Source organism: Nonomuraea sp. 3-1Str (assembly GCF_031570565.1).
In the GTDB taxonomy this organism is placed as follows: Bacteria; Actinomycetota; Actinomycetes; order Streptosporangiales; family Streptosporangiaceae; genus Nonomuraea.
In genome coordinates this window covers 1-24,437 of the sequence record NZ_JALHBK010000024.1, presented here as the reverse complement: position 1 = coordinate 24,437, position 24,437 = coordinate 1, and the positions used below count along the sequence as shown (strand labels likewise).

General features: G+C 73.8%; 17 protein-coding genes. 9 read left to right on the top strand and 8 right to left on the bottom strand.

The window, feature by feature from the left end; translation table 11 throughout:
- Nucleotides 1-26: 26 nt before the first annotated feature.
- Together MTP10_RS30455 and MTP10_RS30450 are read right to left on the bottom strand one after the other, a co-directional pair.
- Nucleotides 27-1,301 carry a phytase gene (locus MTP10_RS30455; RefSeq protein ID WP_310713479.1) on the bottom strand — a complete coding sequence of 425 codons (1,275 nt, stop codon included), beginning with the start codon at nucleotides 1,299-1,301 and terminating at the stop codon, nucleotides 27-29.
- 122 nt (nucleotides 1,302-1,423) lie between these two features.
- Nucleotides 1,424-2,590, bottom strand: a complete 1,167-nt coding sequence (locus MTP10_RS30450; RefSeq protein ID WP_310713477.1) for an ABC transporter substrate-binding protein — start codon at nucleotides 2,588-2,590, stop codon at nucleotides 1,424-1,426.
- A 305-nt stretch (nucleotides 2,591-2,895) separates the two neighbouring features.
- Here MTP10_RS30450 and MTP10_RS30445 point away from each other — a divergent pair, with 305 nt between their 5' ends.
- The 7 genes from MTP10_RS30445 to MTP10_RS30415 are packed head-to-tail and all read left to right on the top strand — an operon-like array spanning nucleotide 2,896 to nucleotide 9,817.
- On the top strand, nucleotides 2,896-3,876 hold the full coding sequence (locus tag MTP10_RS30445; RefSeq protein ID WP_310713672.1) for an inorganic phosphate transporter: 981 nt from the start codon (nucleotides 2,896-2,898) through the stop codon (nucleotides 3,874-3,876).
- Nucleotides 3,873-4,532: a DUF47 family protein gene (locus tag MTP10_RS30440; protein ID WP_310713475.1), complete on the top strand. Its 660-nt coding sequence runs from the start codon at nucleotides 3,873-3,875 to the stop codon at nucleotides 4,530-4,532. The genes MTP10_RS30445 and MTP10_RS30440 overlap by 4 nt, the downstream gene beginning before the upstream one ends.
- Before the next feature lie 29 nt (nucleotides 4,533-4,561).
- Complete coding sequence (locus MTP10_RS30435) at nucleotides 4,562-6,388, top strand: iron ABC transporter permease (RefSeq protein ID WP_310713473.1); 1,827 nt, start codon at nucleotides 4,562-4,564, stop codon at nucleotides 6,386-6,388.
- The gene (locus MTP10_RS30430; protein WP_310713470.1) at nucleotides 6,389-7,489 is read left to right on the top strand and encodes an ABC transporter ATP-binding protein; all 1,101 of its coding nucleotides are present in this window, start codon (nucleotides 6,389-6,391) and stop codon (nucleotides 7,487-7,489) included.
- Entirely contained in the window at nucleotides 7,486-8,250 is a 765-nt protein-coding gene (locus tag MTP10_RS30425) for an HAD-IA family hydrolase (protein ID WP_310713469.1), read from the top strand. The genes MTP10_RS30430 and MTP10_RS30425 overlap by 4 nt, the downstream gene beginning before the upstream one ends.
- Nucleotides 8,241-9,044 carry an inositol monophosphatase family protein gene (locus tag MTP10_RS30420; RefSeq protein WP_310713467.1) on the top strand — a complete coding sequence of 268 codons (804 nt, stop codon included), beginning with the start codon at nucleotides 8,241-8,243 and terminating at the stop codon, nucleotides 9,042-9,044. The genes MTP10_RS30425 and MTP10_RS30420 overlap by 10 nt, the downstream gene beginning before the upstream one ends.
- Nucleotides 9,041-9,817, top strand: a complete 777-nt coding sequence (locus MTP10_RS30415) for a Cof-type HAD-IIB family hydrolase (RefSeq protein ID WP_310713465.1) — start codon at nucleotides 9,041-9,043, stop codon at nucleotides 9,815-9,817. Before MTP10_RS30420 ends, MTP10_RS30415 begins: the two co-directional genes overlap by 4 nt.
- Nucleotides 9,818-9,996: 179 nt before the next feature.
- Here MTP10_RS30415 and MTP10_RS30410 read toward each other — a convergent pair whose 3' ends face one another.
- Both MTP10_RS30410 and MTP10_RS30405 read right to left on the bottom strand, forming a co-directional pair.
- Nucleotides 9,997-11,160 (bottom strand): FAD-binding oxidoreductase, encoded by a 1,164-nt coding sequence (locus MTP10_RS30410; RefSeq protein ID WP_310713463.1) that lies wholly within the window; start codon nucleotides 11,158-11,160, stop codon nucleotides 9,997-9,999.
- 109 nt (nucleotides 11,161-11,269) lie between these two features.
- Complete coding sequence (locus tag MTP10_RS30405) at nucleotides 11,270-12,232, bottom strand: LysR family transcriptional regulator (protein ID WP_310713461.1); 963 nt, start codon at nucleotides 12,230-12,232, stop codon at nucleotides 11,270-11,272.
- Nucleotides 12,233-12,366: 134 nt separating this feature from the next.
- Here MTP10_RS30405 and MTP10_RS30400 point away from each other — a divergent pair, with 134 nt between their 5' ends.
- Nucleotides 12,367-13,734 (top strand): SWIM zinc finger family protein, encoded by a 1,368-nt coding sequence (locus MTP10_RS30400; RefSeq protein ID WP_310713459.1) that lies wholly within the window; start codon nucleotides 12,367-12,369, stop codon nucleotides 13,732-13,734.
- Between the two features lie 66 nt (nucleotides 13,735-13,800).
- A complete protein-coding gene (locus MTP10_RS30395) occupies nucleotides 13,801-15,489 on the top strand; it encodes an acyltransferase (RefSeq protein WP_310713457.1) in 1,689 nt (562 codons plus the stop codon).
- Between the two features lie 7 nt (nucleotides 15,490-15,496).
- Here MTP10_RS30395 and MTP10_RS30390 read toward each other — a convergent pair whose 3' ends face one another.
- The 4 genes from MTP10_RS30390 to MTP10_RS30375 form a co-directional block, all read right to left on the bottom strand.
- The gene (locus MTP10_RS30390; RefSeq protein WP_310713454.1) at nucleotides 15,497-16,414 is read right to left on the bottom strand and encodes a DUF72 domain-containing protein; all 918 of its coding nucleotides are present in this window, start codon (nucleotides 16,412-16,414) and stop codon (nucleotides 15,497-15,499) included.
- A 24-nt stretch (nucleotides 16,415-16,438) separates the two neighbouring features.
- The gene (locus MTP10_RS30385; protein WP_310713452.1) at nucleotides 16,439-19,072 is read right to left on the bottom strand and encodes a hypothetical protein; all 2,634 of its coding nucleotides are present in this window, start codon (nucleotides 19,070-19,072) and stop codon (nucleotides 16,439-16,441) included.
- A gap of 69 nt (nucleotides 19,073-19,141) precedes the next feature.
- Nucleotides 19,142-20,191, bottom strand: a complete 1,050-nt coding sequence (locus tag MTP10_RS30380) for a LacI family DNA-binding transcriptional regulator (RefSeq protein WP_310713450.1) — start codon at nucleotides 20,189-20,191, stop codon at nucleotides 19,142-19,144.
- A gap of 22 nt (nucleotides 20,192-20,213) precedes the next feature.
- A complete protein-coding gene (locus MTP10_RS30375) occupies nucleotides 20,214-24,230 on the bottom strand; it encodes a carboxypeptidase regulatory-like domain-containing protein (protein ID WP_310713448.1) in 4,017 nt (1,338 codons plus the stop codon).
- Nucleotides 24,231-24,437: the final 207 nt, after the last annotated feature.

The window sequence follows — 24,437 nt, the reverse complement described above, 5'->3', positions numbered from 1 at the left end:
CCCCGGGGCACGTCACGGCAGGTGCGTCAGCCGCGCGGGTTCCAGCCGTCGGTGTCCACGTCCAGGTCGAGCTCGTCGGCGATGTCGTCCCAGCCGGTGAACTTGAAGTTCGTGTTCTCCCGGTCGGCCTCGGCAGGGGTGTTGAGGCCGTCGTGGGAGACGAACAGGCCCTCGTCGAAGTCGCCCAGCGGCGCGTTCAGCACGGTCGAGCCGTCGCTGTTCTCGACGCCGTCGATGCCGTCGTGCTGGCCGATCCGGAACTGGCCCAGGTAGGGGTTGGTCCCTTCCCTGCGGTAAACGGCGAAGGTGCTGTCGCCCTGGCTGGAGGCCAGCAGGTAGCCCTTGCCGTTGTCCCGGTAGTAGATGGTCAGGCCCTCGGCGTCCGCGGTCAGGTGCCGGCCGCCGTAGCCGGGGTCCGCGCCGGGGGTGCACTCCTCGGTCGCCGGGTCGTAGGTGCCCGGGACGCCGTACTCGCGGACCTTGTCCACCAGGACGGGGGTTCCGGTGAGGTCGGCCCGCACCCGCCAGATGCCGACGTCCTCCTGGGCGGCGTAGAGGACGTCCTTGTCCTGGTCCACGACCATGCCCTCGACCTGGGCCTGCTCGCCGGGCTCCAGGCAGGGCGCCCAGGTCCGTCCGTTCGGCAGCGTGAACGACGCGGGCAGGTCCAGCGTCCTGACGACCTGGTAGCCGACCGTGCCGCCCGGCTTGGCGAGCAGCTTCACCAGGCCGACGGAGGTCCTGTGGCGGCGGCTGACCAGCGCGTAGGTGCCGGTGGAGTCCTTCCAGGCGGCCAGGCCGTACGCCGTCTCGGCGTCGTTGACCTGCTGCTGGGTGGTGTTGAAGACGAACGGAGCGGCCGGGTCGGTCACGTCGGTGAGGTGTCCGCCGGAGACTGCGTAGACGCGCAGGGTGTCGCGGCCGCGGTCGGAGACGATCGCGAGGTCCCTGCCGCCGAAGCCGTAGGTGACGTCCACGTTGTTGAACCGGCCGGCCTCGTCGTCGGGGCCGGGGGCGGCGGGCGCCGGGAGATGCTGGAGCTGCCGTCCGCGGAGGTCGTAGACGTAGAGCCCGCCCTCCTTGGCGGTGGTGATCACGACGCTCGCGCCCGAGTCTGACGGGTGGACCCAGATCGCCGGGTCGTCGCCGTTGGCGTTGCCGCCGGCCTCGTCGTCGAACAGGGCGGGGGTCTCGACGTCCGGGTCGATCGACGCCACGTCGGAGCCGGCCGCGGGCACGGCCAGCCCTCCTATCAGGGTGAACGTCAGGGCTGCCAGGAGAAGCCTGGGCAGGGGACGCATCGCGCCTCCTCTTCTCTTTCGGGGGTGATGGAGCCGTGGAGCTACGGGAGCCGGCACAGGGACACGGGCGAGTGTCGCCGGGCCGGGTGACGGGCCGGTGAACGCCGGGGACCCTCCACGGGTCAGCCGTGGTTGACCCGCCAGAAGTCGGAGACGGTCTGGCGGTCGCGCAGGTCCCCGAGGAGGCCCTTGGGGTCGGTGTGGAAGAGCTGGCCCTGCCAGTCCGACAGGCCGGGCGCGGTGACGAGCGGCTTGACGGTGGTGTTGCCGGACACGCCGCCCTCGCCGATCTCGTGCTTGACGCCTTCCTCGGTCATGATGAAGCGGACGTACAGCTTGGCCGCGTTGGGGTGCTTGCTCTTGGCGGCGACCGCGACGTACTTGGGGTAGCTGAAGCCGGCGAACGGCGTCATCCCCTCGCAGGTCGCCTGCTTGTACCCCTTGTCCTCGTTGTTGCGGAACTTGGAGATCGACATGAAGCCGATCTTCTTGTCGGTGGCGTTCGGCGCGCCGACCGCGGCGGAGACGTCCTCGTCGGAGCCGGTCAGCACCGGCCTGTTGCGGGATATCCGCTTGATCCACTCGTAGGCGGCGCTCTTCTCCTCGGTCTTCAGCGCCTTGCCGTACTTCGCCTGGTACGCCTGCTCCAGGGCCTGGTTGCCATGTGCGTCGAGCTGGGTGAAGAACGACAGCACGGTGGGCTTGCCGAGGGGGTCCTGCATCACCAGCTTGCCGGCCCACTCCGGCTCGGTCAGGTCCCAGACGTTCTTGACCGGGCATCCGCCGGGAGAGAGCCTGCCGTTGTAGGCGAAGACCGTGGCCTTCGACAGGGCGAGCAGGGGGTTCCGGTTCTCGGCGGGGATCTGGTCCGTCAGGTCTGAGGGGATCCACGTCCGCGCCACGCCCTGCGGCATGAGCTGGCCGACCAGCACGCCGCCGTCCTCGTACATGGCCGCGTCGATGGTGACGTTGTCCGCGGCGTGCTCCCTGATCATCTTCTCCGCGGTCTGCGGAGTGTCGGACTTCACCCCTTCCATGGCGATGCCGTACTTGGCGGTGAACGCCTTCGCCACCTCCTCGATGTCGCCGCTGGAGTCGTAGACCAGCAGGCTGCCCTCCTTCTTCGCGGCGGCGACCAGGGCGTCCAGGTCCAGGCCGGCGTCGAGGGACGGGGCGGGCAACGCCCCGGCGGTCGCCGCCGGGGACGGAGCGCCGCTGGTGGACGGCGCGCAGGCGGCCGCCGCGACCGCCAGCAGCGCCACAGAAATGATCTTCCTGGTACGCCTCATGGGTGGCGTCACTCCTTGCCTCTCGGGTCACCGGCGCCCGCAGAGCCCCGAGCCGCCGCCGGTGGGGTTAACGATGAACATCAGGTGAATAATTTGTCAAGACATACTTACGTAGAAGTGAACAAGCCTCACCGGATCCCTTCACCCGGCAAGACGACAGGTAGTGAGAATGTCAAGACAAAGTATTGACTGTTCATCTTGTGTTCATCTAATACTGAAGGCCCCTGACGAGGAGCCGACATGCGTGTGAGTCCGCCGGACATCGGTCCAACAGGCGCCACCGGCGCCGCCGCCGACACCACGTGATGGGCTGGACGGCGGCGTTCGCCGTGGTCGCGGTCCTCTTCGTCCTCATCAGCGGCGCCAACGACGGAGCCACCCTGATCGGGCTGGGGCTGCGCTTCCCCCGGACACCGGGGTGGGCCGCCGCGGCACTGCTCACGGTGGTCCTGTTCGCCGGGCCGTACGTGCTGGGGCTCGCCGTCGCGCGAACGTTCACCGAGGGCCTGGCGGGGCTGGGCACCCACGGCGGCGCGGCGGTGTTCCTGGCCGGAGTGGTCACCGCGGTGGCCGTGGTCGCCGCCCTCACCGGCAAAGGACTGCCGACCAGCCTGACGCTGGCCGTCATCGGCGGCATCGCCGGCGCCGGGCTGGGCGCCGGGCTTCCGGTGTCGTGGCACGGCGTGGCCGTCGTCCTCGGGGTCGGCGCCTGCGCGCCGCTGGCCGGTCTGGTCCTGGGCTACCTGCTGGGGGCCCTCTCGCGTCGCGTGCCGTCCTACCACCGGATGCCCCGGCTGGTGCTGGCCGCCCACCTGCTGGCCTACGCCGCCCAGTGCACGGCGTACGCGGTCAACGACGGCCAGAAGATGGTGGCGGTGGTGAGCGTCGCGGTGGACGTGGGCCGGGACGGTCTCGGCGGGGTCGGTCCCGTCGGCCTCTCCCCCGGCTGGATGGCCTGCCTCGCCCTGCTGTTCCTCGCCGGCGCCCTGGCCGGCCTGACCCGCGTGGGCGAGCGCCTCGGCCGCGGCCTGGTCATCGCCCGGCCCCTGCACGTCCTCTCGGCCGAGACGGCCGCCACCGGCGCCGTCCTCGGCAGCTCGGCCCTGGGCAGCCCGGTCAGCATGACCCAGTCCGTGCTCGCCGGTGTCGTCGGCGTGGTGGCGAGCGAGGGTTCCCGGCGGGTGCGCTGGCAGGCGGTGGCCAACGTGGGCACGGCCTGGCTGGTCACCCTGCCGTCGTCCCTGGCGCTCGGCTGCGTGGCCGGCCTCGCGCTGAGGCTGCTGTGAGCGGCGGAACCGGCCGCAGGTGGCGCTTCGGGCGGGCCTGGGACGAGCTGCGCGGCCGGTCGGGACGGCGGGTCGTCGATCTCGTCCGCGGCCAGGTCGCCATGGCGCGGGCCGGGGCCGTCCTGGCCTGCTCGGCCGCCTCCGGCGCGATCGAGCGCCCGGCCGCGCGGACCCGGATGACCGAGATCGAGCACGAGGGCGACGCGGCGCGGGCCGAGCTCGTCCGCGCCCTGCGGCGGATCCTGGCCACCCCGCTCGACCGGGAGGACCTGTTCCGGCTCTCCCGCTCCATCGACGACGTCCTCGACCACCTGCGCGACTTCGTGCGCGAGGCGGACCTGTTCGGGCCGGCCGGCCTGGACTTCGCCGTCGAGCCGCTGCGGGCCGTGGTCGACGGCCTCGACGAGCTGGAGGAGGCCCTGCTCAAGGTCTTCGACGACCCCGGCTCGGTCACCGTGGCCGTGCTGGCCACCCGCAAGTGCTGCAGCCGGGTCCGTCAGCTCCACCAGGCACGGCTCACCGAGCTGTTCGCCGGGTCGCTGAGGATGGACACCCTGCGCGAGCGCGAGCTGCTGACCCGCCTGGACGCGGTGGGCCGCCGGCTCGGGGAGTCCGCCGACGCGCTCGCCGACGCGATGCTCAAACGAAGCCACTGAACGTCCCTCATCCCCCCGGAGGAGAACCCATGGCCGTAACGACCAGGACGCAGCCGCCGCGCCGGCCGCCCCGGCGGCGCCGGCTGCTGTACCGGCTGCGCGTGCTGCGCCACGACCCGACGGCCCTGCTCGGCCTGGTCCTCGTCGTCCTGCTCGCCTACCTCGTCGTCGCTCCGCTGGTCGCCGTGCTGTCGGACGCCTTCCGCCTGCAGTACGGCGACGAGGTCCACGCCGGGCAGCAGCCGGGCGAATGGACCGGCTACTACCTGTGGCGGGTCTTCCGCTCGCCGATCAGCGGCCTGCTGTTCTGGGAGCCGCTGGTCAACACGATCGTGGTGGCGGTCGGCACCACGCTGTTCGCGCTGCTGCTCGGAGGCGGGACGGCCTGGCTGCTGACCCGGACCAACGTCCCGGGGCGCGGCTGGCTGGCGGGCGCGCTCGTCATCCCGTACATGCTGCCCTCGTGGACGTTCTCGCTGGCGTGGCTCACGCTGTTCAAGAACGAGCGCTCCGGCGGGCAGCCCGGTTTCCTGCAGGCGCAGGGCGTCCGCACGCCGGACTGGCTGGCCTACGGCGCCCTGCCGATCATCGTCACGCTGGGGCTGCACTACTACCCGTTCGTCCTGCTGCTCGTCGGGAACGCGCTGCGCCGGATCGACGCCCAGCTGGAGGACTCCGCCAGGGTCCTCGGCGCCCCACGGCGGACCGTCGTGCGGCGGATCGTGGCGCCGTTGATGCTGCCGGCGCTGTCCTCGGCCGTCCTGCTCGTGGTCGGCCGGGTGCTGGGCACGTTCGGCACGCCGTACGTGCTGGGCCTGCCCGCGGACTACCGGGTGCTATCCACCGGCCTCTTCCAGTCGATCCGCGACCGCGGCACCGGGGTGGCCTCCGTCCTGGCCACCGTCATCGTGGTCATCGGCGTGCTGATCGTCTTCACCGACATGCGGCTGGTGCGCGAGCACCGCCGGTTCGTCACCGTGGGCGGCAAGGGGGCGATGGACCGGCTGGGCGACCTGCGCCGCCGCCGCTGGCCCGCCTTCGCGCTCGGCCTGCTGGTCTTCGCGGTGAGCGTGCTCGTCCCGGTGCTCACGCTGCTGCTGTCCACGCTCACCCGCACGCCTCTCGACCTGTCCACCCTCACCCTCGACTACTGGCTCGCCGAGCGGCTGCCCGGGGCCGTCGGGTTCCCCCACGGCGTCCTGCGCGGCCCGGAGCTGTGGGAGGCGGCGTGGAACTCGCTGCGCGTCGTCGGCGTGGCCGCGCTGATCTGCGCCGTCGTCGGCCTGCTCATCGGGTACGTCGTGGTCCGGGGGACGGCGCCGCGCATCGGCGGGTTCCTCCGGCAGGTGTCCTTCCTGCCCTACCTCGTCCCCGGCATCGCGTTCGCGGCGGCCTCGCTGTCGCTGTTCGCCGTCGCCAGGGGCCCCGTCCCCGCGCTGTACGGCACCACGTTCCTGCTCATCCTCGTGATGGCCGTGACCCACCTGCCCTACAGCTCCCGCTCGGGCATCGCGGCGATGACGCAGCTCGGCCGGGAGCCGGAGGAGGCCGCGCAGATCGCCGGCGCCTCCTGGTGGCAGCGGATGCGGCGGATCGTCTTCCCCATCCAGAAGGGCGCGCTCGTCACCGGGATCACGCTGCCGTTCGTGTCCGGGCTCAAGGAGCTCAGCATCGTCATCATGCTGACCACCACCGGCACCGAGCTCCTCACCACCCTGTCCATCGGCCTCGTCGACTACGGATACACCCAGCTCGCCAACGCGGTCGTCCTCGTGATCGCCCTGCTCTCCTTCACCATGACGTCCCTGACCCAGCGCCTGACCAAGAGCGGCCTGGCGTCCGGCCTAGGAGGATAGATGCCGACCATCACCCTGAGCGGAGTCGCCAAGAGTTACGGCGGCGGCGACCGCGCGGTGAACAACCTCGACCTCGTCGTCCCCGACGGCGCGTTCATGTGCCTGCTCGGCCCCTCCGGCTGCGGCAAGACCACCACTTTGCGGATGATCGCCGGTCTCGAACAGCCGACCGCGGGCACCATCGCCGTCGGCGACCGGGTCCTCGACTCCGTGGAGCAGGGCCTGTACGTGCCGCCGGAGAAGCGCGGCATGGGGCTGGTCTTCCAGAACTACGCGCTCTGGCCGCACATGTCCGTGCGCGAGAACGTCGAGTTCGGCCTGCGCATGCGCAAGGTCCCCGGCCCGGAGCGGCGGGCCCGCGCCGAGACGGCGCTCAAGATGGTCCACGTCGACGCCGCCATGGACCGCTATCCGTCGCAGCTCTCCGGCGGGCAGCAGCAGCGCGTCGCCCTGGCCAGGATGCTCGCCGTCAACCCGTCCGTGCTGCTGCTGGACGAGCCGCTGTCCAACCTCGACGCCCGGCTGCGCCTGGAGATGCGCGCCGAGCTCAAGCGCATCCACGAGGAGTCGGGAGCCACGATCGTCTTCGTCACCCACGACCAGCTGGAGGCCCTGACCATGGCCACCGACATCGCGGTCATGAACGAGGGCGAGCTGCAGCAGCTCGCCGCGCCCATGGAGATGTACGCCAGGCCCGCCAACCGGTTCGTCGCCGAGTTCGTCGGCAGCCCGCCCATGGCCATCGTGGACGTCGGCCCCTCACCCGCCGGCCTGGCCGCGTCCCTGTTGCGCCACGTCGAGCAGCGCATGCCGCGCCCGGAGCCGCCCGCCGCCGTCGGCGTCCGCCCCGAGGCGCTGCGGCTGGACCCGCCGCCCGGCTCCGCCTGGCGCGAGGAGGCGGTCGTCGAGGCCGTCCTGCCGGCGGGCTCCTCCTGGACCGTACGGCTGCGCGTCCTCGACGCCGAGCTGTACGCCGTGTCCTACACGCCGGTCCTGGCCGAGCCCGGCGACGTGCTGACCGTCTGGACCGAGCGGCTGCACCTGTTCGGCGCGGACGGGACCCGGATCTCCTCCTGGGACGCCGAGGGGGTGGGCGCGTGATCCGTCCCAGAGCGCTGCTGCTGGACTTCGGCGGCGTGATCGTGCAGACGGGCAAGCGCCCGTCATGGGCGGCCGAGCTGGCCGCCGAGGTGCACGGCCTGCTGGCCGGGGCCGGCTTCGACGCTCTCACGGCCGAGGAGGTCGAGGGCGACATCCGGGCCGGGGCGCGGGCCGACTCGTCCTGGAAGAACGCCGCCTCGCGGCGGATCGCGCCCGAGGAGCTCACCCACCGTCGCTTCTGGGCGGAGTTCGTCGCGGCCGACTGGCCGGACCAGGCGCGAACGCTGGTGACCGTCGAGGCGACGGCCCTGTGCAAGCGCATGGGCGAGCTGCGCAGCGACCGGAAGATCCGCCCGGGGACGGAGGAGCTGCTGGCCGCCTGCCGCGAGCACGCCGTCACGCCCGCGGTCGTCAGCAACGCGCTGTGCGGCGCCGTGCACCGCGACTTCCTGGCCCGCACCGGCCTCGACCGCCAAGTGGCGGCGCAGGTCTACAGCGACGAGGTCGGCGTCCGCAAGCCGAACCCCGAGATGATCCTGCTCGCCTGCCGCGCCCTCGGAGTCGATCCGGCCGACGTCTGGTACGTCGGCGACACCCACGACCGGGACGTGGTGTGCGGCGCGCGAGCCGGGGTGGGGGCCACCGTCCTCATGGTCTCCCCCAGCACCGACAAGATGCCGTACCCCGTGCGGCAGATCCCGCAGGCCACCGTCGAGGACCCGCGCGGCCTGCTGAACCTTCTGGAGGCGACATGGACGTGAACACCTCACGCGAGCTGGCGGCCATCGCGGCCGAGGCGGCGAGGGCGGTCGGCGACCGGCTCAGGAACGCCTTCCGCTCCAGGCCCGAGGTGCGCACCAAGCGCGACTTCCACGACCCGGTCACCGAGCACGACAAGGCGGCCGAGGACCACATCAGGCAGGTCCTGGCGCGGCGCTCCCCCGGCAGCGTCGTGGTGGGCGAGGAGGGCGGCACCCACGGCGAGGGCGCCGTCCACTGGTACGTCGACCCCATCGACGGCACCGCCAACTTCGCCGCCGGCCTGCCGTTCTTCTGCACCTCGATCGGGGCGGCCGTGGACGGCGAGGTGGTCGCCGGCGTGGTCTACGACCCCGTCCGCGACGACGAGTTCACCGCCTGGCTCGGCGGCGCCGCGTACAACGGGGAGCCGATCCGCAGCTCCGGCGCCCGCACGGACCGGGACGCGGTGCTGCTGTCCAGCTATCCCAGCCCCCGCGACCTGGAGGCGGAGGGCGAGGAGGCGCTGCACCGCTTCGCCCGCATGGTCAACGCCTTCGCCTCCACCCGGCGGCCGGGCAGCGCCGCGCTGAAGCTCGCGCACGTGGCCGCGGGATGGTCGGACGTCGCCTACGGCACCCACGTCAACGCCTGGGACGTGGCGGCCGGGTCGCTGCTGGTCCGGCAGGCCGGGGGCGTCTACATCCCGCTGTCCGGCGACGTCCTCGCCCCCGGCGGCTACCTCGCCTGCGTGGGCGGGTACGACCTGGCCGGCTCCGTCATGGCCGAGGTCGCCGGGCCGGGGATGACCGCGTGATCCGCTGGATCGTCACCGACCTGGACGGCACGCTCGTGGGACGCGACCTGGCCATGGTCCCCGCCAGCCGCGACGCGCTGCGCCGCTTCCGCGAGGCGGGCGGGGAGGTCGTCATCGCGACCGGGCGGATGGAGGCGTCGGCGCGCCGCTACTACGACGAGCTGGGCCTGGACGGGCCGGCGATCCTCTACAACGGCGCCCGGACCGTCAACCTGGCCACCGGAGCGGTCCTGCGCTCGCGCCACCTGCCGGCGCCGGCGTGGAAGACGCTGCTCGGCGGGTTCGACGAGCTGGCCCGGCAGGGCGTCCACCCGGTCGCCTTCTGCGGTGAGGAGGCGCTGGCGGTGCACGACGTGCCCGAGCTGCGGGACTTCGCGCGGCGCGACGGGATCGAGCTGCGCGACCCGGGCGACTGGACGGCGCTGCCGCCCGGCGGCATCACCAAGTGCATGCTGATCGGCGACCGGCTGCCGCACCTGGACATCCCCGGGACAGTGACGGTCCGGTCGGAGGCGACCTACCTGGAGGTGCTGCCCGCGGGGGCGACCAAGGGCAGCGCGCTGCGCGAGCTGGCCGCGTCCCGGGGCGTGCCCCTGGAACAGGTCGCGGCCGTCGGCGACAACCCCAACGACCTCGACATGATCATGGCGGCCGGGGTGGGTGTCGCGGTCGGCGACGGTCACCCCGAGGTCCGCGCGGCCGCCGACGTCGTCGCCGGGGCCTGCGCGGACGGCGCGGTCGCCGAGGTGGTGGAGCTCGCGCTCCGGTCCTGACGGCCGCCCTGATGTCGAGGGTGTCAGGCGGAGGCGACCCGGCTGCGCGCCGGGGCGCGGGCTCCGGCCGTATGCCGTGGACGACCACCGCTCCCCCGCCGATCAGCGTGGCGGTGACGGCGGCGACCGCGGCGGGCTTGGCGGCCGGCGAGGAGCAACAGCGCCGGCGCCGCGCCCCGCTAGACGATGTTCAGCTCGGGGCGCGCCCCCGCGCGGGCGAAGCGGCGGGCGTCCAGGCCGCTGACGTCCACGAACGGCTCCCGCCCCAGGCACAGGTCGCGGACCACCTCACCGACGGCCGGGCTCATCAGGAAGCCGTGACCGGAGAAGCCGGTGGCGTAGATGAACCGGTCCACGTCCGGGGCCACCCCGATGAGGGCGTTGTGGTCGGGCGTCACCTCGTACAGGCCGGCCCAGCCGGTGGCGATGCCGGTCTCCATGAGCGCCGGGACGCGGCGGGCCATGGCCTCGCCCAGCCTCGGCAGCCACGCGTCGGACCGGTCGAGCTTGAAGCCGGGGGTCTCGTCGGGGTCGGACATGCCCAGCAGCAGGCCGGGCCCCTCCCGGTGGAAGTAGAACGTGGTGGCGAAGTCGATGGTGAACGCCGTCGGCGGCAGGTCCGGCATCGGCTCGGTGACCAGGACCTGCCTGCGCAGCGGGGTGACCGGCAGGTCGACGCCCACCCAGCCGCCGACCGGGGCCGACCAGGCGCCGGCCGCGCAGACCACGGTGTCGGTCTCGATGCGCCCGCCCTCGGTGAGGACGGCGACGATGCGGCCGTCCACGGTCTCGATGCCGGTCGCGGCGCAGTTCGGCAGCAGCCGCGCGCCGAGCCGCCGGGCCGCGCCCGCGTACCCGAGGACCACCGACTCGGGCGTGCAGTGGCCGTCGGTCGGCGAGTAGGCGGCGGCGAGCAGCCCTTCGGTGTCGATGAGCGGCGACAGCTCGGCGGCCTCGCGCAGCGAGATCATCCGGCTGGGCACGCCGAGGTCGTTCTGGACGGCGACGTTCTTCTCGAACTCGGCGACGGCCGCCGGTGAGTCCAGCAGGAACAGGTAGCCGGGCTTGTGCAGGTCGATCTCCTGCCCGAAGCGCTCGGTGAAGGCGTCGAACGTCTCCAGGCTGCGGACGGCGAGCTCGATGTTGACCCGGTCGGAGAACTGCGCGCGCACTCCCCCGGCGGCCTTCGAGGTCGAGCCGGAGCCCAGCGGCCCCTTGTCGAGCAGGACCACGTCGGGGACCCCCGCCGCGGCCAGCGCGTGGGCCGAGCTGACGCCCATGGCGCCACCCCCGATGATCACGGCCGAGGCCCGCGCGGGCAGCTCGCGCCCGGACTCCTGCATCAGACGACTCCTTTCGGCGACGGTAGGTCCAGCATCGCGGAGCGGGTGACGCGGGAGGAAGCGGTCGAGCGCGGCCATCTGCGGGCGTGGCGGAAGAACTTCTTGTGCTTCATCGGCGCTCGTCTTGTGCTGCGTCGCCGCCGGCCTCGTACGAGAGGCCGGGATGCCCGCCCTCGCCCAGCCGGGCCGCGGCCTGGCGCAGGGCGCGCACCGCGCCGCCGACCGTCGGGTTCGTCGTCCGGGAACGGTACACGGCGCCGATGCGGCGGCGCGCCGCGACCCCGTCGAGCCCGGTCGCGACCACGCCCTCGCCGGGCTGGTGGGCGAGCGCAGGGACGAGGGCCACACCGAGGCCGGAGCGCACGAAGCCGCGGATGACGCCGTAGTCGCCGCTGCGGTGGTCGACCCGCGGCTGGTAGCCCGCCTGGGCGCACAGGCCGCGCAGGAACGCGGCTCCGGCGGTGCCCTCCCGGGTGGCCACCCACGTCTCGTGCTTGAGGTCGTCGAGCCCGATCCTCTCGGCGCCGGCCAGCGAGTGCCGCTCGGGCAGCAGCACCAGCAGCTCCTCCTCCAGCAGCCTCACCTGGTGCAGGTCCCGCGGCCAGGCCCTCGGGACCAGGTCGTACCGGTAGACCAGCGCCAGGTCGAGCTCCCCCGCGCGTACCAGGGGGACGAGCTCGTCGGGCTCGCCCTCGTCGAGGTGGGTCTCGACGGACGGGTGCGTCCGGGCGTACGCGGCCAGGGCGACGGGCAGGAGCCGCCGGCTGGCCGTGGGGAAGCTGCCCACCCGGAGGCGGCCGATCGTGCCCTCGCACAGGCCGCGGACGTCCTCCTCCAGGGCGTCCAGCGCGGACAGCACGTCCACGGAGCGCAGGACGAGGTAGCGGGCCGCCGAGGTCGGCGTGATCGTGTGGGCGCCGCGCTCGAACAGCGGCACCCTGACCACCCGTTCCAGCGCCGCGATCTGCTGCGAGACCGCCGAGCCGGTGTAGCCGAGGCTCCGCGCGGCGCCGGCGAACGATCCGGCGTTCAGCACGGCGGCGAGCGTCCGGAGGTGAACCGGATTCAGCATCAGCAGATCTGTCCTTACATGTACCAATTCCACCCATTCTCTCGCAGCAGCACGCCCGCGAACAGCCGCCACCCACATGCCGGACAGGCCGCGCCCGCGCTCTTTTGTCAGTGATGATCTCTACTGTCCCGCCCATGACCCAAGCGACGCAGACCTACAGCTACGCCGCGCCCTCCGCGATGGTGGACGGGCGTCTGGGACTGTCCACCTCCGGTGGCCGGGCCCTCAGCGGCCCCTCCCTGGCGCCCCGGTTCTTCAGCGGCGTGGTGACCCAGGCCGCGCCCGCAGCCGCGGCGCTGCTGGGCGTGGCCGACGTGGCCCTCACCCGCTACCACCAGCCGCGTCCCGGCTGGACCCGCGACCCGGTCGTCACCTGCGGCGGCGACCGGCTGCGCTTCGAGTCGTTCTCCGCCTGCGGCGGCGTCTACTCCCGGCTCGACCTGCTCGACGACGCCCTGGACGGCGAGGTGTTCGACCGGGGCACCACGAACGTCGACGTCAACGGCCCCCTGCGCGAGGCGCTGGCCAGGGTGGGCGGACGCGACCCGCTCCACCTGGGCGTCGGCGCCGACGAGCTGACCGTGACGACACTCGACGGCGCGGTCGTGGAGAAGAAGGTGCCGCTGCCGGAGCGGTGGCTGCGGGGCTTCGCCGAGGTCCAGGTCATCGCGGCGGGCATGGACCTGCGGGCGGAGCTGCCCGGCATGAGCGCCGTGCGCTTCCTGCGGTCCCTGCCCAAGCGGGCGACGGCCGACCTCTGGGTCGCCCCCGCGGGCCGCGACCTGCGCGTCACCGACCGTCCCGCCGCGGGCGCGGTGTGCCTGTCCGGCGTGGGCCGCCTGGCCACGCTGCTCCCCCTGCTCCGCTTCGCCAAGAGCCTCAAGGTGTACGGCCCGGCCGGGACCGGCGGCCCGGCGTCCAGCGCCTGGGAGCTGGAGCTGCCCGGCATGCGGTACACGCTGGTCCTGTCGCCGGAGCGCTGGCGTGGCTTCTCCGGTGAGGGCGCGGTCCTGGCCGACCTCGCCACCGACGAGGCCGAGGCCGACGCCGACGTGGTGGGCATGCTGCTCAACTTCGAGCCGGAGGTGGAGATCGGCCTGCTCGCCGACCGCGCGGGCCTGCCCACCGACCGGGTCCGGGCCGCCCTGACCCAGCTCGGCACGGCCGGCCGCGTCGGCTACGACCTGTCCGAGGCCGCGCACTTCCACCGCGAGCTGCCGTACGACCGCGAGCACGTCCAGCATCTCAACCCGCGCCTGGCCTCGGCGAAGGCGCTGGTCGAGGCCGGGGCCGTGCGGCTCGACGGCGACACGGCGCGGGTGCGCACCGACGGCGGTGTGCGCGAGGTCGGGCTGGCCGACGGCTCCTGCACGTGCCCGTGGTGGTGGGACCACCGTGGGTCCCGCGGCCCGTGCAAGCATGTGCTGGCCGCCCGCATCGCCGCCCGCGCCACCGCGGACGAGCTCGCGGACGCGTCACCTCTTCCCGGCGGTCCGGCGTAGACGTCGTACACTCTTGGACGCTCATGTCCGATCTGCCCGATCCTGGCAGCGACCGCGAGGAGCCGCATGGAGCACGACGCCAAACTGCTGGACTACAACGCCTGGCTGTTCTGGCAGGAGGCGGACGAGGAGCAGCGGAAGGCGCAGCTCGAACGGCAGCGCGGGCTCGTCGAGCTGACCGGCGGCTCCATCGGGGAGCGGACGTTCGTCTCCGAGCTGGCCATGGTGCACCCGGCCGACCTGCGCATGGGCGACGACTGCTACATCGCCGCCCACGCCTACGTCACCGGCAGCCTGCGCACCGGTGACGACTGCACCGTCAACCCGTTCACCGTCGTACGCGGCAAGGTCACCCTCGGCGACGGCGTCCGGATCGGCGCGCACACGTCCATCCTGGGCTTCAACCACTCCATGGAGCCCGACCGCCCCGTCCACCGGCAGCCGCACAGCGAGCGCGGCATCACCGTCGGCGACGACGTGTGGATCGGCTCGAACGCGGTGATCGTGGACGGGGTGACCATCGGCTCCCACGCCGTCGTCGGCGCCGGCTCGGTCGTCACCAAGGACGTGCCCGAGTGGGCCGTCGTGGCGGGCAACCCGGCCCGGTTCATCCGGGACCGGCGCCACCGCAAGGCGTCCCGCCACGCCGACGCCGCGCACGCCCTGGCCGAGCTGGCGGACCGCGCGCGGGAGCAGTGCGCGCGGATCGTCGGGCGGAGCTGGGAGGACGACGCCGACGCGCCCGACGGCACCCCGTCCGGCCGCTACGTCAACGCCCCCGGCGACGCCCCGACCCTGCGCGCGCACGCCGACGCCGTCGAGCTGTCCTTCCTGCTGACCGGCGAGCCACCGCGCCGGCTTCCGCGCGAGGAGCACGTCCGCAGGCTGCGGCAGAACCAGGACCCCGTCTCGGGCCTGACCCCGCTGCTCGGCCCCGACGGCCGGCACGCCCCGCCGCCCGCCGGGTACGAGGACGGCACCGCGCACTACCACGTCCTCAGCCTCGGCTACGCCCTTGACCTGCTCGGATCCCGGTTCGAGCACCCGATCCGCGCGGTGGAGCGCATGACCCCGGCGGACATCTCGGCCGTGCTCGACGGGCAGCCGTGGCGCGACGCCGGCTGGCAGGCCGGGGCGGGCGTCGACACGCTGGGCACGGCCCTGATGTGGAACCTCCGCCACGGCGAGGTCTCCCCCGCCCAGCTCGACGCCTTCTTCGGCGGCCTGCTCACCCGCTGCCGCCCCGACAACGGCATGTGGAGCCGCGAACGCCCCAGCGACGGGCTGCTCCAGCCGGTCAACGGCTTCTACCGGGCGACGCGGGGATCGTTCGCCCAGTTCGGGCTGCCGGTGCCGTACCCGGAGCGCGCCGTCGACACCGTGCTCACGCACGCCGCCGACACCCGGCACTTCGGCCCGGGACGCACCACCGCCTGCAACGGGCTCGACGTGGCGCACCCCCTCTGGCTGGCCCGGCGGCAGAGCGCGCACCGCGCCGACGAGATCACCGCGTGGGCGTCCGCCCAGGTCGCGCTCATCGCCGCGCAATGGGTGGACGGCGAGGGCTTCCCCTTCGCGCACCCGCCGCTGAGCGGCCCGAACCACCGCGACCACCGCCCGGGACTCCAGGGCACGGAGATGTGGCTGGCCACGCTCTGGTACGTCGCCGACCTGCTCGGCCTGGCCGAGTCCCTCGGCTACCGCCCCCGGGGCGTCCACCGCCCGGAACCGGCCGTCGACCTCCCCGCCCGGTAGGACTCGTTCACGATCCGGGCGGGCCGGCGGGGTGGACGACGTCGGCGCCGTGTTCCGCCAGCAGGTCGGCCAGGCGGGCGGCGTTGCGCTGGGAGTTGTCGGCGCAGCAGTTGTTCGTGAGCACGTGCGTGGTGGCGGCCTCGCCGGACAGCTTCGCGATCCGGCCGGCCCAGTCCCGCAGCTCCTCCTCCGCGTACAGGTAGCCGAACCGCTCCTCGATGACCCGGCTCGTCCACTTGTCCGAGTGGCCGTGCAGGCGTACCACGGCCAGGTCGGAGGTGGCGGCCAGCACGGGCGGGACCGACGACGGATGCCCCTGCGGCATGTCCACCCCCACGTACGGCAGGTCGTGGGCCTCCAGGAAGGCGAGCGTCTCGCGGCGGTGCCGCTCGTCCAGCCAGGCGGTGTTGCGGAACTCGACGCAAATGCGCGCCGGCCGGCAGCGGTCGCGGCACTCCAGGATGTGGCGGCGGCTCGCGGCGCCGGGGGTGAACCACTGCGGGAACTGGAACAGCAGCGCCCCCAGCTTGCCCGCCTCGCGTAACGGCCGCAGCGCGCTCAGGAACCGCGCCCACACCTGCTCGGCCACCTCCGGCGGCACGTCACGCAGGTAGAGCGTGCGCCGGGGCTCGCCGAGCGCGGCCCGTAAGTCCTTGTACAGCGCCGCGGGGCGGGTCGGGTGATGGGTCAGCAGCGAGAACGCCTTGACGTTGAACGTGAAGCCCGGCGGGGTGCGGTCCCGCCACAGCTCGGCGGTGCGCTCGGCGGGCGGGTGGTAGTAGGTGGCGTCCACCTCCACCAGGGGGAACCGGCTCGCGTAGTACCCCAGCCTGGCCTCCGGCGTGGCGGCATCCGGGGGATACCAGCCGGAGGCGAGAAGCGACTTGTCCGTCCAGGAGGCCGTACCGACAAGGATCTTCCCCATGCCTTCACCGTACGCTCCGCGAGGTCAGCTCGTCGCCGGGGATTCGTCCGGCCGGGGCGCGATGAGCCGCTGGAGCCTGCGCGCCTCCTGGAGCAGCCGGCTGGACCCCTTGCGGGATGCCAGCTCCGCGAGCCCCGGCAGGTCGGCGCGGGCGGCCGTGAGGCGGGCGGCCGCGGCGGCGACGGCCAGCAGATCGGCGAGTCCGGCGCGGGGCCTGTCGCCGTCTGCCGGGAGGAGCCCGGGAACGAGTTCCGGAAGGAGCTCCGGGATGAGTCCCGGCAGGACTCCCAGGAGGAGTCCCGGCACGAGCCGCGCCGACAGCGCCCACACCGCCTCGTGGGCTCCCGCCCGCGTGGCGTCGCCGAGGACCGCCGCCACGCGGTTGAGCTTGGCGTAGCCGTTCGTGATCCGTTCGGTGAGCGCGTCGGCCATGGCCTCGACGGGCACCTCGCCGCGGGCGGCCAGGATGAGCAGGGCGTCCGTGGCGCTCGCCCGCGCGGCCGGGCCGGCGTGGCTCATGCCGCAGGCCAGCGCGTACGCCGTCGCCGTACCGGCGGGCCCCCCGCCGCGCGCGGGGGCGGGCAGGACGGCCGCGCCGCCGTCGCGCACCTCCACGGAGGCGGCCAGGTGCGGCACGAGGTGGGCGGCGGCGAGCTCCCGGTGCGAGGGAAGGCCGCGCGGCCACCACCCCAGCGTGTGCCTGTGCTCCGGCGCCGGCTCGAACAGCCCCGCGACCGGCTCGGGCAGAGCGGCGTCACGACCGGTCACGACGACGTCCACGCTCCAGCGGACGGAGCCGGGCATGCCGGAGACGCGCGGCCGGCAGGACACCTCGGGATCGGCCAGGCGGTCGCCGGCCATCCAGGAGGCGCAGGCCCGGCCGGCGTCCGAGGTGAACGTCCTGACCCGGCGGACGGTCGCCGCGTCGATCTCCCGGGGCAGTCTGAGCAGGGCCTGCGTCAGGTCGGCGGGCAGGGCCCGCGCCCCGGCTGCCTCCAGGCGTTCGAGGCGGTCGAGCAGCACGCCGTGGTCGACGTGGCCGGTGCCCGACGTAGGCGTGGCCAGCAGGACGGGATGGACCACGCCCCTCTCGAACGGGGCGACGAGCTCGAAGGCGCGTCGCCGGGAGAGGCGGTCGATCGCGCCCGCGGCGACGGCCCACCGATCGCGGGCCCGTTCGGGGTCGTGCGGCAGCTCACGGCTAACCTTCGGCATGGCGAACGCGAAGAACGCCCGGTCGAGGACCTCGTCCAGGGCGTCGTCGGCGTCCCGGACGAAGTAGTCGAAAGCGTACGCGCGGTGCGGCTCCCACCAGGGGCGCAGTGCCTCGCGTAGCGCGTCGGGCTCCCGGTGCGACCACTCGGCGAGCCCCGCGAGGAGGCGTTCGAAGGTGAGGGGGTCGTACGGCCACCGGAAGCCGATGAGCTCACGGACGAGCTCACGGGGCGACGCGATGGACGGCAGCGGTTGCGGAGCGGGGACGGCGACGAGGACCGGCACCTCTGGCGGGGCCTCACCGCCGACCTCGCCGTACGCCGCGCCGATCCGATCGCGCAGGTCGGCCGGCAGCGCGGCCGCCGCTTCCCTGACCGCCTCACGGCCCTCCTCCCCCGCCACTGGGGCGAGCTTCACGGCCAGCCGTACGGCCCGCTCCTGCAGGACCAGAGAGTCGTGCCCGGCGACCTGCGAGAGGACGCGGAGCGCGACGTCCGCCCGTCCGCCGCCGGGACCGGACGTGGCGGCACCCGCGGCCGTGGCGCCGAGCCAGGACAGGAGCGACCGCAGCAGCCTGGGCTCCGGCCGGAACGCCAGGGACTCCACCGCCTCGGCGAACAGCTCCCCGGTCAGCCGCCCGGCCTCGTCCAGCGCCCGCAGCCGTGCCACGGCCGTCTCGGCCACCGCGACGGGAGCGGCGGGCAGCAGGCGGGCGTAGTCCTTGGCCCGCTCGGCGGTCTCGCCGAGGCTGGGAGCGAGCCGGTCGTGCAGGGTCGCGAGCAGGGGCAGCCCGTTCTGGCCGTCGCGCAGGAGGCGTCCGACGACGCCGTCGAGCACGGCCCGGCGCTCCAGCAGCCCGGAGTCCGTCAGCGCCGCGAGGGTGGGGACGGCGCCGGGCAGCGCCTCACTCAGGCCGTCGGCCTCGAAGATGCGCTGGGCCATTGCGGGGAGCAGCGGGTCGGCGGCGGCCGAAGCGGGGGTGAGGGCACGCAGCCAGCCGATCGTGAACGCCGCGCCGTCCGGCGGCTCGACGCCGGTCTCGCGGACGAGGGCGGCGGTCAGTTCCCAGTGCTGCAGGTCGGGGAGGCGCAGCCGCGCGGCGAGGCGGCTGGCCAGGTCGGCACGCCACGGCTCGGGCCGGTCGCGCAGCAGGCCGAGGAGGCGTTCCACGTCACGGGGGTCCTGCCTGCGCCACCGGAAGTCGCGCCGGAACAGCCACGAGGCCACGGCCGCCGAGCCGCCGAGGCAGCCGGCGCCCGCCAGCATCAGGGGCCGTACCTCGTGCCGCCACCTCCCTTCCCATCTGGGGCGCCGGCGGACGTGCTCGGCCAGCTCGGCCGCGACGGTCCTGCGGTCGGCGGGGCCGAGCCCGGCGACGTAGGCGACCGTGCCGGCGACGTCGCCGCCGATGATGAGCTTGTGCAGGTCGTGCCAGGCGGCCATGCGGGCCCCTTCCAGGACGGCGTCACTGGATCCGGGACACTAGCGGCGGCTTACGACAATCTTGATCGCCTACCGGGGCGGGGTGCTGTCGCGCAGGACGACCGTGGCGGGGACGGTGGTGACGGCCGGTCCCGGGTCGGCGGACAGGGCGAGGCGCATCGCGGTCAGGCCGGCCTCCTCCAGCGGCACCGACACCGAGGTGAGGGCGGGCGCCACGTCGAGGGCCGGCGCGATGTCGTCGAAGCCGGCGATCGCGATGTCCCGGCCGGGCACGAGCCCCTCGTCGCGCAGGGCCGTCATGGCGCCGATGGCCATCACATCGTTGACGGCGAAGACCAGCTCGACGCCGCGCAGGCCGCGCCGGGCGAGGCGGCGGGCCGCGTCGTAGCCGCCCGCGCGGGTGAACTCGGTCTCGAACACGTCAGCCTGGTCCAGGGCGACGCCCGCCTCGGCGAGGCCGGCCGCGAACCCGGCGCAGCGGTCGTGGGAGGTGCGGACCCGGTCGGGGGCGCGCAGCACGGCGAAGCGCCGGTAGCCCGCCCCGGTGAGGGCGCGGGCGAGCCGGTGGGCGCCGCCCGCGTTGTCGACGGTGACGGTCGGGAAGGGCAAGTCGTGCTGGCTGACCAGCACCACCCGTCCCCCGGCCGTGCGGTACGCCTCCAGCTCCTCGATCAGCGCCTCTCGCGTGGCGGCGCCGGCGATGCGGGTGCCGGCGACGATGACGGCGCGGGGCCGCTGGCCGCGCAGCGTCCTGACGATCTCCAGCTCGCGCGCCGGCGAGCGGTCGGCGACGGCCACCGTGACGATGAGCCCGGCCTCGTCGGCCGCCAGCGTGACGCCGGCGGCGATCGAGGAGAAGTACGGGTCGGCGATGTCGCTGACGACCAGGGCGGCCGTCCTGGTCGAGCCCCGGGCGATGGCCTGCGCCGACAGGTGCGGCTCGTAGTTGAGCTTGGCCGCGGCGGCCCGCACGCGGGAGACGTTCTCGGCGCGGACGTTGCGCGCGCTGCCGTTGAGCGCGCGCGACGCCGTGGCGATCGAGACGCCCGCCTCCCGGGCGACGTCGTGCAGGGTCGGCGCCGCGGCGGGCGTGCCCCGCCCCTGCCCGTCGTCGGTCATGGCGGTCATTGTGCCATCAGGATCACCGGGTCACCTTGACGGTCAGCGGGCCGCTCCTGGTGACCCCGGCGGCGTTCTCCAGCTCCGCCACGTACGTGTGCGTGCTGGCCGCCCGGCCGGTGAGGACGGTCGCGGCGCTCTGGGCGGCGGGGGTGGCCGCGTCGAGGCGCTGCGTGTCGACGAGGACGCCGTCCTCGTAGAGCCGGTACGCGGTGGCGTTGGTGCCCCACCACAGGTTCATCCGGACGGTGTAGGAGCCGTCGCCGTCCCAGTTGTCCGAGCTGAGCACGGGCTCGCCGGGGGCGGCGTCGGTCACCACGGCCTTGACGGAGGTGGTGGCGGTGCGGCCGGCCTGGTTCAGCAGCTCGCCGGTGTAGACGTAGCCGCCGTTGGGGCGGCCGGTGACGGACACCGTGGCCCGCTGGGCCGAGGGCGTCCTCGGCGTGAGGTCGCGGCGGGCGATCTCCTTGCCGTTCTCGTACAGGACGAAGACGCTGCCGTTGACGCCCCACCACAGGTTCACGGTGACGTCGTAGGTGCCGTCGCGCAGGCCGTTCGCCTGGCCGAGGGTGGTCGACAGCTCGGCGCAGCCGGGCGGCTCGGCGGCGCCGTCCTGCGGGAGCTCGGGTGCCGGACGAGTGACCTCGACCGTGTACGTGGCGTCGGCCGTGCCGTCCTCCGACACCACCTTGACGGCGACGTCGGTGTCGCCCACGGCGACGGGGACGGCGGGTGACGTGGCGCCGCTGGTGACCTGCCGGTCCGCGACCGTGATGCCGGCCTTGGGGTTGAGCGCGGTGGGCGTGAACGCGACCGAGTCGCGGGAGGACGGCACGGTCAGCGTGTACGCGTGGACGTCGGGGTCGAAGGCCGGGTCGAGCGTCCCGGCGTCGGGGACCAGGGCGGTCAGGCTGGTGTCCTGGGCGAGCGGCCCGCGCCTGATCCTCAGGATGCGCGTCGCGTCGGTGCCGTCCTCGGCGGTGACGGTGACGCGCACGTCGGCGCCGGTGTCGCCGAGCGTGATCCGGCGCGTGGCCTGCGCTCCGGCGGTCGGCTCGCCGTCGATGGCGACCGAGCGGGCGAACGGGCTGCGCGCCACGGCGGTCACGTCCACCTGGGCGACGCGCGCCGGCACGTCCAGCACGTACGTGCCGTCGTCGCCGGGCCCGGGGGTGCCCTGGCCGGTCTCGACGCTGAGCAGGCCGGCGTCGTCGCGGGCCAGGCCGACGCCCTGGGCGACGCGGAGGTCGTCGAGGTTCAGGGTGCCGTAGTTGGTGCTGTTGGCGTAGTAGTCGATCTGGGCGACGCCGTCGAGGGCGGTCCTGAACGTGGCTCCCTCCAGCACCCGTCTGCCGTCGATCAGCAGGTCGAAGCGCTGGTTGACCGTGTCGATCACGGCCGCGACGTGGTACCAGCGGCCGGGCTCGTACGTGCCGACGGTGCGGGTGGTGGCGCCCTGGTAGGCGACGATGGTGTTCTTGGTGAAGGCGAGGCTGACGGCGTTCTGGCCGGTCGAGCCGCGCACGTACGGCACGGAGAACCAGTGGTTGCCGGAGGAGTACGCCGCCTCGCTCATGACCCGCGCCTCCACGGTGACGACGCCCTTGAGCGGCGGCGAGAACGAGCGGGACAGGCTGGTGCTGCCGCTGCTGGTCGTCCGGGTGAGCTTGACGCTCTTGCCGGTGGCGCCGGGCGTCTCGACGACGTCCACGCGCCCGCCCGCGCTGCTCACCACGAGCCCGTCGCCGCTGGTCAGCGGCCCGGCCGGGAGAGCGTCGAAGTCGTGCACGGCCAGGTAGCCGGGGATCGGGCGGGTGAGGAGCAGCGCGCCGGCGTCGGTGGCCGTCGCCGCGTCGACCTTCACGCCCGTCCGGGTGGCGGCGGTGTGGCCGCCGAGCTCGGCGCGGACGGTGTAGCCGTCGCCCGCCGGCACGTCCTCGACCGTGAAGGCGCCGTCGTCGCCGCTCGTGGCGGTGCCGAGGGCCTGGTCGCCGTCCTTGACGGTGACGGTGGCGCCGGCCAGCGGCTGGGCGGCCTGGTCGAGCACCCGGCCGGTGACGGTGCCGACCACGCTGGTCGGGGCCATGGTGAGGTCGGCGACGGTGACGTTGCCGGGCCGGACGTTCACGGCGCGGGTGGCCTGCCGGTAGCCGTTGCGGGTGGCGGTGACCGTGACGCCGTCGGCGAAGGGCACCCTGCCGACCGCGTACCGCCCGTCGGCGCCGGTGGTCGCGCCGGCGGGCGCGCCCTGGACGGTCACGGCCGCTCCGGACACGGGCGCGCCGGCCGGGGTGCGGACGACGCCGGTGACGGACTCGGTCGTGGCGCCGTCCGCGGTGGTGTACTCGAACGCGCCGCGGTCGGGGGCGCCGTTGTAGAGGGCTGCGCCGGCGTAGTCGCGGCCGCCGTTGTCCTCGACCGCGACGCCGGTGTCGACGGCCGGCGAGCCGGAGACGACGCGCAGGCCGTGGGCGGTGTCGAGGCGCGGGCCGCTCTCGGGCGTGCCGTACGGGCCGGTGACCGGGGCGGCGGCGAAGCGCGGGTCGCCGACGATCGCGTGCTCGTCGGTCGCGGGCACCGCGAGGTCGGCGCCGCCGTACAGGTTGTGGCTGTAGGTGATGGTCGGGCTGGTCGTCAGCGCCGCGCCGGCCCTCGTGGAGTAGAGGATGTTGTCGCGGATGTCGTACGTCGCCTCCAGGGAGGTCCCGTACCCGTAGACGAGGTACGCGCTGCGGTCGTTGTAGATCGTGTTGTTGTGCACCTTCGCGGTGGCGGCACGGTCGGAGTGCAGGTAGACCTGGTACCTGGTGTTGCCCGCGATCACGTTGTAGCGCACGACCGCGTCGCCGAAGGCGAACTGGCAGAGCAGGATGCCGTCGCCGTTGCCGTGCAGGTAGTTGTACTGGACGACCTGCCGGGTGGTGCCCTTGTCCGGGTCGATGCCGTTGGAGTCGGCGCCGCCGGCCTTCTGCTGGGTCTCGTACACCTCGTTGAACTGGAGCGTCACGTCGTCGGCGTAGTACGTCTCGATGCCGGAGGTGCCGGCGCGGTATACGACGTTGTGCTCGATGAGCGCGCCGCGGACGTTGGTGATGTACATGCCGTTGCAGCCGTACGCGGTGCCGCCCTGCGTGACGTGGTTGTTCCGAATGACGATCTTCGTGTGCGGGGTGAACTTGGGGTCGTCCGCGCTGGTGCGGGTGCCCCAGCCGGTGGCGGTGGCGATGGTCTCGCCCGCGTCGTCCTTGCCGTCGCCGGTGTACTGCTTGACGACGATGCCGGCGAACGACGTGTCGCGGACGGTGGAGTTCTGGACGACCACGTCGTTGAGCACGGTGGCGCGCTCCGGCGGGGCCTTGATGTCGGGCACCGTCGTGTCGAACACGATGCCGCCGGTCCTCTTCGAGCCGTCCCAGCCGGTCTTGAACCGCACGCCGGGCGCGTTGTTCTCGATGCTGCCGCTGATCCAGTTCACCTGGCCGGTGACGTCGTGGACGTCCACGGCGTCGATGACGAACCCGTCGAGGGTCCGGCTGTCGTCGCCGGAGACATGGACGCCGCGCAGGTCCCGCAGGTTCTCGCCCGGGGTGCCGGTGGCGGGGACCTCGTTGGTGACCTCCAAGTTCCGGATCGTCCAGTGCTCCTGGTTGAACAGCCGGACCGCGTCGTCCACCTGGCCGGCGCCGTCGACGCGCGGCTTGGCGCCGTCGCCGTACCGGTCGACGGTGATGGGCGCGCCGCTCTCACCGGAGCCCTTGGGCCAGAGCTGCCCGGTCCAGCGTCCGCCGGCGCGCAGCAGGAGGCGGTCCCCGGGGTGGAACGTGGTGGCGTTGACCTTGTCCAGGCTCTTCCAGGGGTGCGCCTCGTCCAGGCCGGACGCGGCGTCGTCGCCGCCGGCGGAGTCGACGTAGTAGGTCTGCCCAGCGCTCTGCACCGTGGCCGCGGCGGGGGCGGCGTGCAGGGTCAGGGCCGCGGCCAGGGCGGCGGCCGTCAGGATCCGGAGGGCTCTCGATCGGGCGGGGGCGGCATCGGGTGACATCGCCGTGCTCCTCAGCAGGGGGGTGGGCCGGCGCGCCCCTCGCGGAGGGCGCGCCGGTGGACGGATCAACCGGACAGAGGGGTGGGGTGGGTGACGTCGTGGGTGACGAGGTTGCCGCACATGCCCCACCGGTCCTGGGGCGGGCTCTCCATGAGGGCCGCGTCCAGCAGGTGGGCGCCGTCGCCGGCCTGGAGGGCGTCGAGGACG